At 59.7% G+C, this 15,135-nt stretch carries 8 protein-coding genes; 6 read left to right on the top strand and 2 right to left on the bottom strand.

Annotation, left to right across the window (positions count from 1 at the left end; translation table 11 throughout):
* The first annotated feature begins 244 nt into the window (after window positions 1–244).
* The 6 genes from V8J63_RS07710 to V8J63_RS07685 are packed head-to-tail and all read left to right on the top strand — an operon-like array spanning window position 245 to window position 6,943.
* Complete coding sequence (locus V8J63_RS07710; RefSeq protein WP_024014106.1) at window positions 245–961, top strand: RDD family protein; 717 nt, start codon at window positions 245–247, stop codon at window positions 959–961.
* Entirely contained in the window at window positions 958–1,935 is a 978-nt protein-coding gene (locus tag V8J63_RS07705) for a stage II sporulation protein M (RefSeq protein WP_336463856.1), read from the top strand. Before V8J63_RS07710 ends, V8J63_RS07705 begins: the two co-directional genes overlap by 4 nt.
* Window positions 1,922–3,460 carry a DUF4129 domain-containing protein gene (locus tag V8J63_RS07700; RefSeq protein WP_336463855.1) on the top strand — a complete coding sequence of 513 codons (1,539 nt, stop codon included), beginning with the start codon at window positions 1,922–1,924 and terminating at the stop codon, window positions 3,458–3,460. The genes V8J63_RS07705 and V8J63_RS07700 overlap by 14 nt, the downstream gene beginning before the upstream one ends.
* Window positions 3,457–4,620, top strand: a complete 1,164-nt coding sequence (locus V8J63_RS07695) for a DUF4350 domain-containing protein (RefSeq protein ID WP_336463854.1) — start codon at window positions 3,457–3,459, stop codon at window positions 4,618–4,620. The genes V8J63_RS07700 and V8J63_RS07695 overlap by 4 nt, the downstream gene beginning before the upstream one ends.
* Entirely contained in the window at window positions 4,617–5,618 is a 1,002-nt protein-coding gene (locus V8J63_RS07690; protein WP_125925603.1) for an AAA family ATPase, read from the top strand. Before V8J63_RS07695 ends, V8J63_RS07690 begins: the two co-directional genes overlap by 4 nt.
* The gene (locus V8J63_RS07685) at window positions 5,615–6,943 is read left to right on the top strand and encodes a DUF58 domain-containing protein (RefSeq protein ID WP_336463853.1); all 1,329 of its coding nucleotides are present in this window, start codon (window positions 5,615–5,617) and stop codon (window positions 6,941–6,943) included. The genes V8J63_RS07690 and V8J63_RS07685 overlap by 4 nt, the downstream gene beginning before the upstream one ends.
* A gap of 9 nt (window positions 6,944–6,952) precedes the next feature.
* Here the strand turns inward: V8J63_RS07685 and V8J63_RS07680 are convergent, their stop codons facing one another.
* A complete protein-coding gene (locus tag V8J63_RS07680) occupies window positions 6,953–11,014 on the bottom strand; it encodes a hypothetical protein (RefSeq protein ID WP_336463852.1) in 4,062 nt (1,353 codons plus the stop codon).
* Window positions 11,007–15,134, bottom strand: coding sequence for a neuraminidase-like domain-containing protein (locus V8J63_RS07675; protein ID WP_336463851.1), 4,128 nt, complete (start codon window positions 15,132–15,134; stop codon window positions 11,007–11,009). Before V8J63_RS07675 ends, V8J63_RS07680 begins: the two co-directional genes overlap by 8 nt.
* Window position 15,135: the final 1 nt, after the last annotated feature.

Genomic DNA, 15,135 nt, shown 5'->3' with positions numbered 1-15,135 from the left:
GGCGAAGTCTAGGCGTTTCAGGGCTGCCACGGCCAGCCTGGTCGCCCTCGAACAGCAATTTCTCCAGATTCCTACAACTGGAATGGATTGCCCTTGTGGGAGCAAGCCTGCCCGCGAAGGCGTTCTGTCAGTTGCCCACAGGCTGACTGACCCACCACATTCGCGAGCAGGCTCGCTCCCACACCCGAGAGGCTGCTAGCATCAGGCGCACTTGCACCCCGAACAGGCGAACATCAGGTAGCCCATGCTCGAGCCCACAGCACCGCGAAGGAAAGCACCGCTGGATACGCGCCATCAGGTCGAAACGCCGGAAGGCATCGACCTGCCGTTGCGCCCCGCCGGGTTGATGGTGCGCGCGGTGGCGTTTGCCATCGATCTGGGCATTCGCGGCTTGATCCTCGGCGTGCTGTTCATCGCGCTGGCATTTCTCGGCAAGCTCGGCATGGGCCTCGGTTCCTTGCTGCTGTTTGCCATCAGCTGGTGGTACATGGTGTTGTTCGAGGTGCTGCGTCAGGGCCGCTCGCCGGGCAAACAATGGATGGGTTTGCGCGTGGTACACGATGACGGCACGCCGATCGGCTGGTCGGCCTCGCTATTGCGCAACCTGCTGCGCTTTGTCGATCTACTGCCCTTCGGCTATTTCCTCGGTGCGCTCAGTTGCCTGCAACACCCGACCTTCAAACGCCTCGGCGACATTGCCGCCGGCACCTTGGTGGTTTACAGCGAACGGCCGCTGAGCCGACCGCAATTGCCTGATGCCGAACCTCGTCGCTGCCCCGTTCCACTGACCTTGAGCGAACAACGCGCGGTACTCGGTTTCGCCGAGCGTCAGGCCGAGCTTTCTCCCGCACGGGTCAACGAGCTGGCGGCATTGCTGGCGCAGCCGTTGCACATCTCTGCGCCCAAGGCCGTGTCTGAACTCAACGGCATCGCGCGCGGTTTGTTGGGGCCGACCCCATGAAGCAGAGCCTGTTCGAAAGTCGCCACAAGGCCGAATGGGAGCGTTTCGCCGTGGCGCTCGAACGCCTCGAACACGGCAAGGATACGGCGCAAGTCAGCGATTTTCCCAAGGCCTATCGGCGTCTCTGCCAACATCTGGCTCTGGCCCAGGCGCGTGGCTACAGCAGTTTTCTGATCGATTCATTGCAACAGCAAGTGCTGCGCGGCCATCAACAGCTCTATCGGCATCGCAGTCGCCTCGGGGCGCTCATCATCAGCTTTATCCTCGCCGACTTCCCGCGACTGGTGCGCGAACAGTGGCGCTTCGTTGCGGCCGCCAGCCTGTTGTTCTTCGGCAGCCTGATCGGTTTCGGCGTGCTGGTTTATCTGAACCCGGAACTGATCTACAACCTGATTCCGGCCGAACAGGTGCGCGAGATGCAAGGCATGTACGACCCCGTCGCCGGCCACCTCGGACGCTCGGCCGAACGGGCGGCCAGCGAAGACTGGGTGATGTTCGGCTATTACGTCATGCACAACACAGGCATCGCCTTTCAGACATTCGCCAGCGGTTTGCTGATGGGCGTGGGCAGCGGATTCTTCCTGCTATACAACGGCATGATCATCGGTGCGGTGGCCGGGCATCTCAGCGAGATCGGTTTCGGCCAGACCTTCTGGTCGTTCGTGATTGGTCACGGCGCGTTCGAACTGAGCGCAATCGCCCTCGCCGGAGCGGCGGGCCTGAAGGTGGGCTGGGCGCTGATCGCCCCCGGACGCCTGACATGGGGCGAGGCGCTGCGCCTGGCCGCGCGCAAAAGCGTGTTGCTGGTGTGTGGGGCCATGCTGTTCCTGTTGATCGCAGCCTTTATCGAGGCTTATTGGTCGTCGAAAACCAGCGTAACGCCGCTGACCAAATACGCCGTCGGCGCCGCGCTGTGGCTGGCCGTCGCGGTGTATCTGCTGTTTGCCGGAAGGACCCGCCATGCGCCTGAGTGACGCCAGCGTAGTGATCCGCCCGCGCACGACCTGGGAAGCCATGGACCTGGGCGTGTTGATGAGCCAGCAGCATCGGCGGTTGTTGATGACCAGTTGGGCGATCGTCACCCTGCCGCTGTTCGCCCTGCTCAGCCTGTTGCTGTGGGATTCGCCATCGCTGGCGGTGTTCATTTTCTGGTGGCTGAAACCGGCCTACGAACGCCTGCCGCTGTACATCCTCTCCAAAGCGCTGTTCGGCGAAACCCCGACGCTCAAGCAAGCCTTGCGTGAATGGCCACGCCTGCTCAGGCCGCAACTGTTGGCGAGTCTGACCTGGCGCCGGCTGAGCCTGAGTCGCAGCTTTGTGCTGCCGGTGACGCAACTCGAAGGTCTCGACGGCGAGGCCAGACAACAACGTCTGCAGGTGCTGCTGCAACGCAACGGCGGCGCCGCGCAATGGTTGACGATCATCGGAGTGCATCTGGAAACCGCACTGTGGATCGGCTTGATGCTGCTGTTCTACATGCTCTTGCCGCAGCAGATCGAGACCGACTGGGACTGGCAATCGCTACTACTAGCCGCCGATCAGGACTGGCGCTGGCTGGAGCACCTGACCAACGTTTTTTACGCGCTGATCCTGGTGGCCTGGGGACCGGTGTATGTCGCCTGCGGTTTCAGCCTGTACCTGAACCGCCGCACACAACTGGAAGCCTGGGACATCGAGCTGGTCTTCCGCCGTTTACGCCAGCGCTTGAACAACGGCGTGCTCGGCGTGTTGCTGGGGGCGTGTCTGCTGCTGCCGAATCTGCAACCGGTATGGGCCAGCGATGCGCCGGATGCTCCACGGTTGCTCAATCAGCCGCTGACCAGTCAGGCCTCGCGCGACAGCATTCAGTCGCTGCTCGAACAACCGCCGTTCAAGAACAAGGAAAGCGTCACCCGTTACCGCTTTGGCGACGACCCGGCAAAACCCACCGAGAACGCGCAAGCGGGTGAAGTTCCGCAATGGCTGAAAACCCTGCTCGGCTGGCTCGACGGTCGGCACCTCGATACCCTCGCCGGCGTGATTGAGGTGCTGTTGTGGGGCGCGCTGATTGCCGCGCTGGGCTGGCTGGCCTGGCGTTATCGCGAATTCCTCGGGGCTTTCGTCAGCCGCCGCCCGAACCTGCCAGCGCGCAGCAAACCGCCGGCGTCGCCACAAGTCTTCGGCCTCGATCTGAACCGTGAAACCCTGCCGGATGACATTGCCAGCAGCGCCGAACAATTGTGGCTGAGTGAACCTCGCGCCGCGCTGGGCCTGCTCTATCGCGGCCTGCTCAGCCATCTGTTGCATGATTTCGACCTGACGCTGAAAGCCGCCGACACCGAGAGCCAGATCCTCAACCGCATCGAGCAATTGCAACGCCCGGACCTGCTCGCCTACAGCCGCAACCTCACTGTTCACTGGCAGAACATGGCCTACGGACACCGACTTCCAGCTGCGCACCTGCAAGCAGAGCTGTGCAACGGCTGGCGTGAATTGTTCGGCAAAGGTGCCGGGCATTGAACCGGCGCATCGGCTGGTCTTTGGCTGCGCTGGCGCTTTTGCTGCTTGGCGGCTTGAGCCTGTTCCTCTACCTCAAGGCCCGGCCCTATCAGGAAACCGTCGATCACGGCCCCTCGCCTGCCGCGCAAGCCAATCCTTATCTGGCGGCAGAAATGTTCCTGCGCGAGCGCGGCCTCGCGGTCAGTCACGCCGAGACCCTGGCGGTGCTGCCGCAGATTGATCCGCACAGCCACACCTTGTTGTTGTTCGGCGAGCGCGCGCGGATGACGCCGCGTGAAGTCGATCAGGTGTTGAACTGGACTCGCGCCGGCGGACGCTTGGTATTTGTCGCTGAATCGCTGTGGGATGCGCAAACCGGGCAAAGCAATGATCTGCTGCTCGACAAGGTGCAACTGCACCAATCGCTGAGCAAGGACTTGAAAGATCCACCAAGGGACGTTGAAAAGGACCGCTTCCCGAAACTGACCAAACTGTATCTGGAAGACGAAGACGCGCCGGCCTACGCCGGTTTCGACACCGACTTCCACCTCGACGACCCGAACAATGTCGCGCAAGCCTGGGCCAACAGCGCCAAAGCCACGCACATGATGCAACGGGTGTACGGCCTCGGCACGATCACCGTGGTCACCGATGCCGAGTTATGGAAAACCGGCGCTATCGGCAAATACGACAACGCCTGGCTACTCTGGTACCTGAGCGCCGACACCGACGTCACGCTGATTTACAACACCGCGCACGATGGCTTGTGGACCTTGCTCTGGCGCTACTTCCCGCAGGCCATCGTCGCCCTGCTCGCCTTGATCGGCCTGTGGTTGTGGCAGGCCGGCGTGCGTCACGGCCCGGTGCAAATGCCAGCGCCAGCGGGTCGCCGCCAACTGCTGGAGCATCTGCGTGCCAGTGCCGACTTCCTCCTGCGCCACAACGGCCAGCAGGCGCTGCTGCAAGCCTTGCAGCAAGACATCCTGCGCCGCGCCCGCCGCCGCCATCCCGGTTTCGATCAATTGAATGTGGCCGAGCAATGGCTGGCGTTATCGCGCCTGACCCGGCAACCCACCCGCGCCATCAGCCAGGCCCTGAGCCCACGTCAGAAGCAGCGTTTGTCCAGCGCCGAATTCAGCCGTCAGGTCGCTCATCTGCAAACTTTGAGGAACGCGTTATGACTGAACAGATCGAGCCCGGCAGCGCGACGCACGCCGCCCAGCAGCGCCAGCGTGCCAGCCAGTTGGCGCAGGCAGTGCGCAATGAATTGAACAAGGCGCTGATCGGCCAGGATGCGGTGGTCGACGATGTCCTGACCGCGCTGATCGCCGGCGGCCACGTGCTGCTCGAAGGCGTGCCCGGCCTGGGCAAGACCTTGCTGGTGCGGGCACTGGCGCGATGCTTCGGCGGCGAGTTCGCACGCATCCAGTTCACCCCGGATCTGATGCCCAGCGACGTTACCGGCCACGCCGTGTATGACCTGCAGACCGAGCAGTTCAAGCTGCGCAAAGGACCGCTGTTCACCAACCTGCTGCTGGCCGACGAGATCAACCGCGCCCCGGCAAAAACCCAGGCGGCATTGCTCGAAGCCATGCAGGAGCGCCAGGTGACGCTCGAGGGTCGCGCCTTGCCCATCGCGCAACCGTTCATGGTTTTGGCGACGCAGAACCCGATCGAACAGGAAGGCACCTATCCGCTGCCGGAAGCCGAGCTCGACCGTTTCATGCTCAAGGTGCGCATGGATTATCCCGACGCCGATCAGGAACTGAACATGGTCCGTCAGGTCTGTCGTTCGACCCGCGCCGACATGCTCGATGTGCAACCGCTGCGCACAGTGTTGCAAGCCAAAGACGTGCAGGCGTTGCAGCGTATTGCCAGCGATCTGCCGCTGGACGATCAGGTCCTTGATTACGCCGTGCGCCTGGCGCGCAGCACGCGGACCTGGCCGGGCCTGACCCTCGGCGCCGGACCGCGCGCCTCGATTGCACTGGTTCGCTGTGCCCGGGCCAGGGCGCTGTTGCGCGGCGGCGAGTTCGTGATTCCGGATGACATCAAAGGCTGCGCGCTGGCGGTGCTGCGCCATCGCGTGCGCATCGCACCGGAGCTGGACATCGAAGGCCTGCAGGTCGATCAGGTGCTCGCGCAATTGCTCGATCAAGTGCCGGCGCCGCGCCTGTGAAACCCTCACGGCTGCTGCTGATCTGGCTGGCGTTGCTGCTGGTCGTCAGCATCGTGCTCGGCGCCTTTCAGGCACTTGGCAGAGAGCTCCCTTCGAGCCTGATTTCGATCAACTGGGGGTTGCTCCTGGCGCTGTTGGCCTTGGCGGTTATCGACGCCGTACGCCTCAGACGCCTGCCCTCGCCGCGCATCAAACGGCAGATGCCCGGCAGCCTGGCGCTCGGGCGCTGGGGAGAGGTAAAGCTGGAGGTCGCCCATGAGTTTGCCGAGCCACTGAAGATCAATGTCTTCGACCACGTACCCGACGGCCTCGCGTTTGAATATCTGCCAACAGTTGTCGAGCTTCAACCCGGCCATGTCAGTCAGCTCACCTACCGTCTGCGACCTCTCGAACGCGGGCATTTCTGCTTCGAACAGTGCGAAGTCAACCTGCCCAGCCCCTTGGGATTATGGTCCGGCAAACGCCTGCTCAGCGTCCGCGACGAGACCCGTGTCTACCCGGACTTCGCCCGGCTTTACGGCGGTGAGTTGCGCGCCGTCGACAACTGGCTCAGCCAGCTCGGCATACGCCAGCGACAACGTCGCGGTCAGGGTCAGGAGTTCCATCAGTTGCGCGAATTTCGCGAAGGCGACAGCCTGCGCCAGATCGACTGGAAAGCCACCGCCCGCCAGCGCACGCCGATTGCCCGCGAGTACGAAGATGAGCGCGATCAACAGATCATCTTCCTGCTCGATTGCGGCCGGCAGATGCGCAGTCACGATGGTGAGCTGTCGCACTTCGATCACGCGCTCAATGCCTGCCTGCTGCTCAGTTATGTGGCGTTGCGCCAAGGGGATGCGGTGGGCATGAGTACCTTCGCCGGTGATAAGCCGTGCCATGTCGCGCCAGTCAAAGGCAGCGGCCAACTGAACGTCCTGCTCAACGCTGTTTATGACCTTGGGAGCACCCAGTTCCCTGCTGATTATCAGGCCGCCGCCAGCCAGTTACTGGCCCGACAAAAACGCCGGGCACTGGTGGTGCTGGTGACCAATCTGCGCGATGACGATGATCAAGTGCTGGGCGCGGTCAGACGGTTGAGCGCGCAACATCGGGTGCTGGTGGCGAGCCTGCGTGAACAGGCGTTGGATACATTGCGCCAGAGCACGATACAAACGTTGCCGGAGGCACTCGCCTACTGCGGCACCGTCGATTTTCTCAATGACCGCTCGCAACTCCATGAGCGGCTGACTGCCCATGGCGTTGCAGTGATGGATGTTCGGCCCGCCGAGCTGGGGGCCGGACTGGTGACAAGCTACATGAGCTGGAAAAAGACCGCTGCGATCTGACAGATTCGATCAGTTGGTGACTGCAACATGCACAGCGCCGCTGTCCGAAGTGCCGTCGCTGTTTTCTACTTTGACGACCAGCGAAATCTGATCCGTAAGGCTCATCGGCCGCCAGTGAGCCTGGTATCGCCCGCTGTGACTGGTAAACGACTCAGTGAACGGTGCTCCATTAGTGGAGACAAGGATTTTCCGTCTGGGCATGGGCTCTCGCCCCTCCTTGGCCACAATCAGCGCGGTCATGGAGACGTAGGTCTGCAAGGGAACCGGATTAGGCGACGCAACAACGGATTCCACCGCTGCTGGACACTCAGTGACGGTCAACCAGAACGTTTTTACCACCCAGCCAGCCAAACCACCCTTTACCGACGCCCGCAACGCAGCCTCGCCTGCTCCTTCCAAGACAATGCGCGCCGTTGCCTTGCCTTCGGCATCCGTCAGGGTTGTCGGCAGCGAGGTGCGGTCGTACTCCCACATCACTTCGACATTGGCCAAGGGTTGCGCGGTACTCGCTGACACTACCAGGACTTGCGCGGTCATCTGTTGCCCCGGATACCCGCTCGGATAATCGCTGACCAGTTCCTTGATCTCCCGGGGCTCGTGCAGCAAAAACGCTAAGGAAATCGACTCCGAATACAGCGCATCGCCCACCGTGGCGGTCAGTTGCGCCGCACCCGGTGTTGTCGGCACGAACCGTATCCGCGCTTCACCGTAGAAGTTGGTAGTGGTGGTCACCTCACCAAGGTCCGGACTGCGCCAGACAACCTTCATCCCTACCATCGGTCTGCCACTGATGCCCGACACAATGGTGATCCGCTCAGATACAGCCTCGCCCCAAAACAGCGTCTGACTGCTGCGCGAACGATCCGCAATTTTTACCACCTGCGCGCCTTGCCCCAGCGACATCGCAATAACTGGAGAAAGCCTGGCCAACCGCGCCGAGGCAAAGCGCAGGCCGAAACTCCCGTCCTTGAGGTCGCCCGCGTTGAACCGATAGGTCATTCCAGCTTCCGAAAAAAACCTGGGATCACCCAGACGTGGTTCCTCGAAGCGCAAGCCCAATTCCGCCGGCCCGGTGCCGGTCATGCCCAGTGTCAGATATTGGTCATGCAGCGCACTGCCAGGCGGAGCACTCACGCTCAGTTGATGCTGCCCCTTGCGCCGGGGGAATTCAGCGCTTTCACCCAGTGCCTGAAACGGTCTGGAGTCGAAACTGTATTCGAATCCGTCCCACGGATCCCGTTCCAGCGCTAGAACCTGCATGGAGCGGCGCTCTTCAAAACGGTCATAAGGGCTGATAACCGCCGCTGTCACCACATGCTCACCTGCCGTGGTTGGCGCAAAGGGAAAACCACTCCAGCCGTCGGCCCCCGTCCCGTGCACTTCGGTGCTGCCGTCGGCTGTCCATTGAACAGCCACTTGCTCCAGAGGGAGGTCGGGACGATAAGGGGAGCGTACCTTCAGCCACATCCACGCAGGATCCTGCCCAATGACCGGATCCACCGCAGATGCACGGACGTCTTCGATCGTGATTTTATTGTGGGCCAGGGTCATCGTATTGATGTCGCTCACGCCAAAGAAACTGATAATGAACTGAAGTTTGAAAACCCCGGGTTTGGTACTTTTTGAACAGTCCAGCGTCCAGGTAAACCCGCTGTCGTCCACAACATTTTCGCTATTGGGGGGTGGGCTCAACTCGATTCCGAGCTCTGCCGCCGAGCTTCCCCTCCACAGCAAATCCATGGGGATACCCACTAAAGGACTCAGCGCATTGGTGCGGAAGATATAGCGATGTATAGCGCCAATACACGGAAAGAGCGGCTGCCCCCTGAGATCGGTCATCTGATCCAGGACCACGGTCATTTCTTCATGGAGGTCAGGTGATAACAGTCGGCAAGAAAAATCCTTGTTCGTGAGAGTGTCGGTGAGCAAACTTACCTCGAAAATACTGCTGGTACTTTCGATACGATCAGAGCTGAACAACCAACTCAGATCTTCCCCTTCGCGCAATATTCTCGGCATATCAAGGTCGCTCACCGCAAGCCCGATCTCTGGCTTTGCGTTGCGCCAACCGAGCGTAATTGCCTCGCCAATCAGCGGGCTATTCTCATATGCACGGACCGTCAGGATGTGCGTCTTGCCTCGCTTGCAAGCGATTCCGTCACTGGAAATTTGAAAGCCATCAAACGTGATCCTGACCTTGTCCTTCCACTCGTCTCGTGCAAACGCCGTGACCGAAAACGTGTGTCCATCTGCCGGCCCGCCTTCGTAGGCTCTCACACTGGCGGTAATCGTCTCGTTGCTCAAAGCCTTCAACGGCCAGTAATACAGGCTGGCCCAGCCACCACTGCCAGTACGAGACCTGACAATACCCTCGGGGGTTTGCCAGTCGACGAACGCATCAATTACCGGCTCACCGGCACCTTTGTCAGTGACATGCACCACCTGCACTCGCATCAAGGTCTTTTCGTAGTTCTCGACAACCGGCGAAATATTCGGGCCGCGCGTGTCAGCGATCCTGACCCTGTTGCGCGCCAGCGACATGGGTTTACGCGGCGATGGCAGTAACAACTTCGAGCAGACCAATGACAGTTCGAAGCGACCATCCAGCCAGTCCTCGCAGGCCAGCGTCCAGAGACTATCGTCGCCATTGAAAGCGACCGGTTGCTGGAGTGGCGGGTTGACCGTGACCTTCAACTCTTCATGCCCGACGCCGCTCCAGTGCAGCGATAGATCAGTCGCCAGCAAAGGGCTGTCGGCGGGCAAGCGCACGATGAAGGGGTAATCAGTGCCGCGATTGGGATAACCGGTCGCGCCCCACAGGGTTACCTGCTCTTCGACAACGCAACGCAAGTCCCGCCAGGGGTCGGTCGCCAGCACCGTGACTGGAAATTCGTGAGTCACCTCGCCATTGCCGTAATAAGCGCTGTCGACCGACGCTGTGATGACAAAATCGCCGGCTTGCTCAGGGACGAAATCGAAGTAAGCCAGGCCCTGTTCATCAGTGACTGCGGTGCCCTGCACGCCCTGCCCGATACTCGTCCACCTGACCTCTCGACCATCAAGCGAACGGCCGGTGTAGAACGAAAGGACCTGCACGCCCAACCGGACGCTTTGTGCATACTCGAGGACGGGGTAATACGCCGCGGTCTGCACTTCGCGAAGCGCCAATCGATGATGCCCCAGCGACACGTCAATCGCATAAGGCTCGGTGTTGTACTGGTTCACCAGGTTTATTGTGAAGTCATGACTTTTCTCTTCTCCCATATCCGGGCAGTCGAGCGACCACTGCGACAGCAGCGGTTGATCGACTCCCCAGTCAGGGGTGGCCTTGACTGCTTCCAATGGGTTGCCCTGAATGATCAGTGCGATATCCGTACCCAGCCAGACGCTGCCGTCTACAGGGGTAAAAGACAGACGATGCGCAATGTACAAAGAGCCGTCCGGGTCATCGCCAAGGGAAGCGCCCAGGCAAAGGTGTAACGTCTGGCCTGGTGGCAGAACTTCGTCATCCAGTCGCACCGTCTGCAGTTGCAACGGTTCAAGCTTCAGTTGCAGGTCGATTCGAGTGATGCAGATTGTCGAACTACGGTCGCCCGCGTTGCGCGGGACACCGCTGACCTCGAAGCTCAATTCGTCATCTTCGACGAACGCCAATTGGTCCAGTGATCTTTGATACACCCGCGGCTTGAATTCCAGCGGCTGCTCCGCCCCCAGTCCGGCGTCTTCGTGCACCTGTTTCCGGCCTTCTTCTGCCGTGAGTTCGATGCTCATTAACACATCGCCGCTCTTGCGGATGTGCAACCAGCCCGATTCGCCCGACCATGAAACTCCGGGCCGCAGTTCGCATAGAAACGTCAGTTCGTAACCCGCGCGGGCGCCGGGGGTCTTGGGTGCCTTGATTACCTGTGTAGCCGAAGCCCCGACACCGACCTCCATGAAATTGACTAACTCGTCAGCATAGAATTCTCTCGCCAGGCCAATCATCCCGCTGGGGCGCCACTCTTTGAGCCGATCGTTGAAGTCACCATTGAGCACCAGATTCTGATTGTTTTGCACGACGGGATCATTCATGGTCGCCTGCTCCTTCGACTGGCATCTTCAAACTGGCGTTTTCAGCCTTGGTAACCAGGTCTGTGACTTTTTGGGCGAACGTCGGCTCGCCGGCTTTGGCGCTGTAGCGCACGCGGATAATGATATCGGTCAAGGATTTGAGCATTGCAGCTTGTGGCTGTTTTAGCGGTCGAGGAAAACTCAGTCGCCAGTGGGAAACCGCACCCGTGCATTCAAACGGGTTGAGTAAACCTTCATCAGGTTTCTGGTGGGTCAGGCCACTGTCGGAAAGCCCTACCGATAAAACGATCTGCTGAGCGCTGCGCAGGTTGAACACCAGATCGCCAGGTACCCCTGAGGTCGGCGTATGCAGGTACTGCACAGACTGTGTGGTGGGCCGGGTCGCCGTCACGCTACTGATCTGCAGCAAGGTTGCCCGGACATCCTGGTAAGGACCGGTCAGGACAGGCAGATCCACCTCCACTGAACTGATCTGCCTGCAGAAATGGCCGGGGTAATCCCGGTCGAACAGCAACTGGGTCAGTCTGAACTCCAATACACCTGTTGCCATCAATTGCTGGTGTGCATCTGCCCAACTGCTCACGCCCTCTTGAGGCTCGATGCCGTCGTCGCACAACTGCCGCAAGGAAACTGTTTTGACCAGCTCCAGCCGCCGCTCGTAGCTTTGCAAGCGCCTGCGTTCCTGGTCCAGCAGATACATGTGCAACTGTTCGCCAGAGCCCAGACCATAACGGTGATCGAGCCAGGCCTGAGGCAAAGGGACCGGTGCATCATAATCGCCGGTTTCAGCAGCCAGCGAAGCCTGCGCACTGAGGCACAGACTGACGACCGCGTCGTACGCCTGGTAGTGCAGGGCTTTTAGCTGGCCAAGCATCCAGCCGAACAATTCGGCATTGCTCGCGCGTTTTTTGAGGAAGTTGAACATGGTCAACGCTTGACTGTTGGCCCGAAGCGTCTGTTCAAGGCTGGATCTTGCTGCGTTGACCGCATGGCTTTGCGCTTCGATCTGCGCATTGATTGCGCCCACCTCCGCCAGCGCCTGATCGCGTTGCAGCGCCCATTCAGTGCGGCGGCGACGATAGCCTTCGGTCGTGGCTTGTCGGTCGGCGTCGATTTGCAGCAGTGACGAAGAGACGTCAAAACCGAAAGCCATTGCATCGAATGCGTGTTCGGGCTTGAAGCCACCGTTGGAAGTACCATAGATTTTCGGCAACGCCGCGATGACGCCCCCTGCCACTCTGACGGCTTTGGCCTGCAGGGCTGATGTTTTCGACTGCTGCAGGCTGGCCATGACCTGGTACTCGATCGGCGAAACGTTCTCGTTGTAACGCGTTGCATAGGCATCGGCCCGCTCCTGCGCCATTGCCCGGCTTTGCTGAAGCGCTGTTACATTCGCCTCCAGTTGGGCGATGGATTGTTCCTGCACCGTTTCGGCGTAACGGCCCAACTCCAGCAGATGGTTCTGCTGCAGTTCTTCTTGTTCGGCACGGTCGCGTTGTTCAAGCAGTCGCAGCACCAGACTGCCGAAATCCCGCAGACTCTGTACCCCACGCAGTGCGACTTCGAACGTGACACGCCAACGGTAGGCATTGACCACCAGCCGCCCCCCCATCGGTCTGGGTCCGGCCGCGCTGCCAGCGGCCAGATCGCGGAGCAATTGCCTGGGATCCGTCATCGGGCTGAACAGCAATATATCCAGCGGTTTGCCATCGATGGTGAGATTGTCGCGCAGGTAACCAAGCCGTTGCTGCGGCCTTGCAAACAGGTCGAGCAGCGATTGATTGATCGGAATTTCAAAAGGTTTGCTTGCCAACAATCCCAGCATCGGCGGGGTATCGGAAGCGATCGGGTAATCCGCCAGGTTGAAATCCTGCGTATTTTCAAGCGCTTCAAGAGGCGGTCGTGAATCACTCTGGGCCAGAAGGTTTTCAACGGTGGCGGTCTGCCAACGAGTCGCTGTGTCGGCGGTGGGCGCCTTGCCCATCAGAAACCCGGCCTGGACGTAGCAAAGCTTGGCGGCCACCAGACTGTCACGGGTCAATTGGCGGTAATACCAATCGCCCCACGCCATCAGGTTTTCCACATAGTCAGTGAACATCAGGATCTGAAAATGCGCGGGTGCGGCATAGCCAATGGCATCCGGATCAGAGGGATTCTGGATTTCCCACCCCGGATTACTTCCCGCCCCCTCTATATCCAGGGGCCGGCAACGCCAGTACGCCGGTTTCGGGTTCATGATCGGGACCGGCGGATCTTTCCGATCCTGGGTTGCCTGTGGATCGAACACGTAATGCAGCCAGTCCTGCGCTTCCTGGAAGCGCTCTTCATCACGCAACCGGGTGGCTATCAAATGCGGCAGGTGAAAAAACAATTCCCAGAAATTCAGACCGTTGGCACCGTTGAAGGGACCATTGAGTTCAACAAATTCTGCGCCGGTCGGCGACGGTTCGAGAATGAACTGGTTGGACCAGTCCAGCACGGCGTCCACGGAAATATTCGAACGCCTTACCAGTTCCGAACCGAATAATGAATTGAGCCGAACGTATTTCAACGCCAGTCCAGCTTGATTGAATGAGAGGAACTGTGCCGTGCCTGCACTGCTCCTGTGCAGAGTTGGCGGGACGAAGTCCATGAGATCGACAATCGTCAGGTCGAATTCTTTCTGTCCTGTAGGGGAACTGGGAGAGGCGAATAAGACCGTGACTGGCGTAGCCCATGTGCCTTTCGCCCGCCGGGAAGTCCACGCTTGAGTTGTCCAGCCACCGCTTGCATCCTGGAGTTCACTAATCGGCGGCGGATCGATATCAGACGATCCCGTCACTTGCAGCACCATATTCAACATAGCGCTTTCAAGTCCCGTGGGACTGCAGAAACCCTGCACCGTCAGCACATCGTTGTCATCGACGCGCGTTGCCATAACGTTCAGACCAAGATAGGGGGTCAGAGAACCATGGTTCGTTATGCGAGGGACAGCAGTAACCTGAATGTCGAGCGGGTGCTGAACCGTATCGCTGCTGACGAATCGCTCCTTGAGTGCCAGATCCAGCCACGCGCCACCGTCCAGGAGGGGGCGCATCAGCACGTCGTAAATCGCATGCACTGTCAGATCCGTTTCAGCAGAATCTTCCGGTGGAGAATCTGCGGGTGACTTCTCAGAGAACTTGCCACTTAACAGAATCCCCAACTTGCCCTTCGGATTAAGGTAATCAGCATGCACAGTCGCAATCAGTCGGGGGGGGCTCGCCAAAAGCTTGTCCTTGCACTCTGAACTGTGCACACACAACGGCGCCGACCACTGCCCGTTCTGTGTCATGAATGCCAGATTGATCACCAATTTGCTCGGGCTGAAAGCCTCCGCTGCGCTGCCGACGACCGCGTCACGCCATTCGGCCCAGACCACACATAACCGGCCATTCCAGAACACCGGGCGGATATCCAGCACCTGATTGGTGGTGGGGATTTCCACCGCTTGCCATTCACTCCAGGCCGCCGGGTTGACCGCCGCGCTGGCCGGGCTCAGTTCGATCTCGGCCTTGCGCCAAAAATACTGAAACGGCTGCACTCGCTGCCGCCCCAGAAAGTAGTAATCGGCTTTGGCCGGTGTCATGCCATCCATGAAACAGCTGATCACATCGAGATCGCAGATTTTTTCGAATGCCTGTAGATACTCCTGCAGCGCAGCCTGCACGGTATCGTTGTTCAAACGGGCCTGGTTAAGGTTGTTTTCCAGATTTCTGAACAGACTGGTTTTGCGCAGTCGCACTGATGGAATGATGAAATTTTCCGGATAGCATGGAATTTTTTGCATCGCCGCCCAATCGGAATAATTGCTGTAAAAAATCCATTCGTGCAGATGACGCTTGTCGAACTCATGATCTCCAAAGCCTGGCTCCAGCTTTCGATACACCGCATGAATGTACTGCTGCACACAGCTTGTCGCTTCGGCAACTCTGGAACTCTTCACCTGATAGGTGTCAAGCGGGTCGATGCGCAGCAATTCAAACAGATCGTCAGGCGTTTTCAGAAACGGGTATCGGGTATTGGCCACTCGACCAATGCAGTATTCGAGCAGGGCCGAGCGACGTTTTTCCAGCAGCCCGCCAATGTTACTCAGTGCCATG

This window comes from Pseudomonas sp. CCNWLW23 (genome assembly GCF_037095675.1).
Lineage (GTDB): Bacteria > Pseudomonadota > Gammaproteobacteria > Pseudomonadales > Pseudomonadaceae > Aquipseudomonas > Aquipseudomonas atacamensis.
Note: the sequence above shows the minus strand (reverse complement) of the source record. Positions and strands in the feature narration are given on the sequence as shown.

Coding starts and splice junctions, on each gene's coding strand:
- V8J63_RS07680 (WP_336463852.1), bottom strand. CDS start 11,014: ATGAATGATCCCGTCGTGCAAAACAATCAGAATCTGGTGCTCAATGGT.
- V8J63_RS07710 (WP_024014106.1), top strand. CDS start 245: ATGCTCGAGCCCACAGCACCGCGAAGGAAAGCACCGCTGGATACGCGC.
- V8J63_RS07705 (WP_336463856.1), top strand. CDS start 958: ATGAAGCAGAGCCTGTTCGAAAGTCGCCACAAGGCCGAATGGGAGCGT.
- V8J63_RS07700 (WP_336463855.1), top strand. CDS start 1,922: ATGCGCCTGAGTGACGCCAGCGTAGTGATCCGCCCGCGCACGACCTGG.
- V8J63_RS07690 (WP_125925603.1), top strand. CDS start 4,617: ATGACTGAACAGATCGAGCCCGGCAGCGCGACGCACGCCGCCCAGCAG.
- V8J63_RS07675 (WP_336463851.1), bottom strand. CDS start 15,134: ATGGCACTGAGTAACATTGGCGGGCTGCTGGAAAAACGTCGCTCGGCC.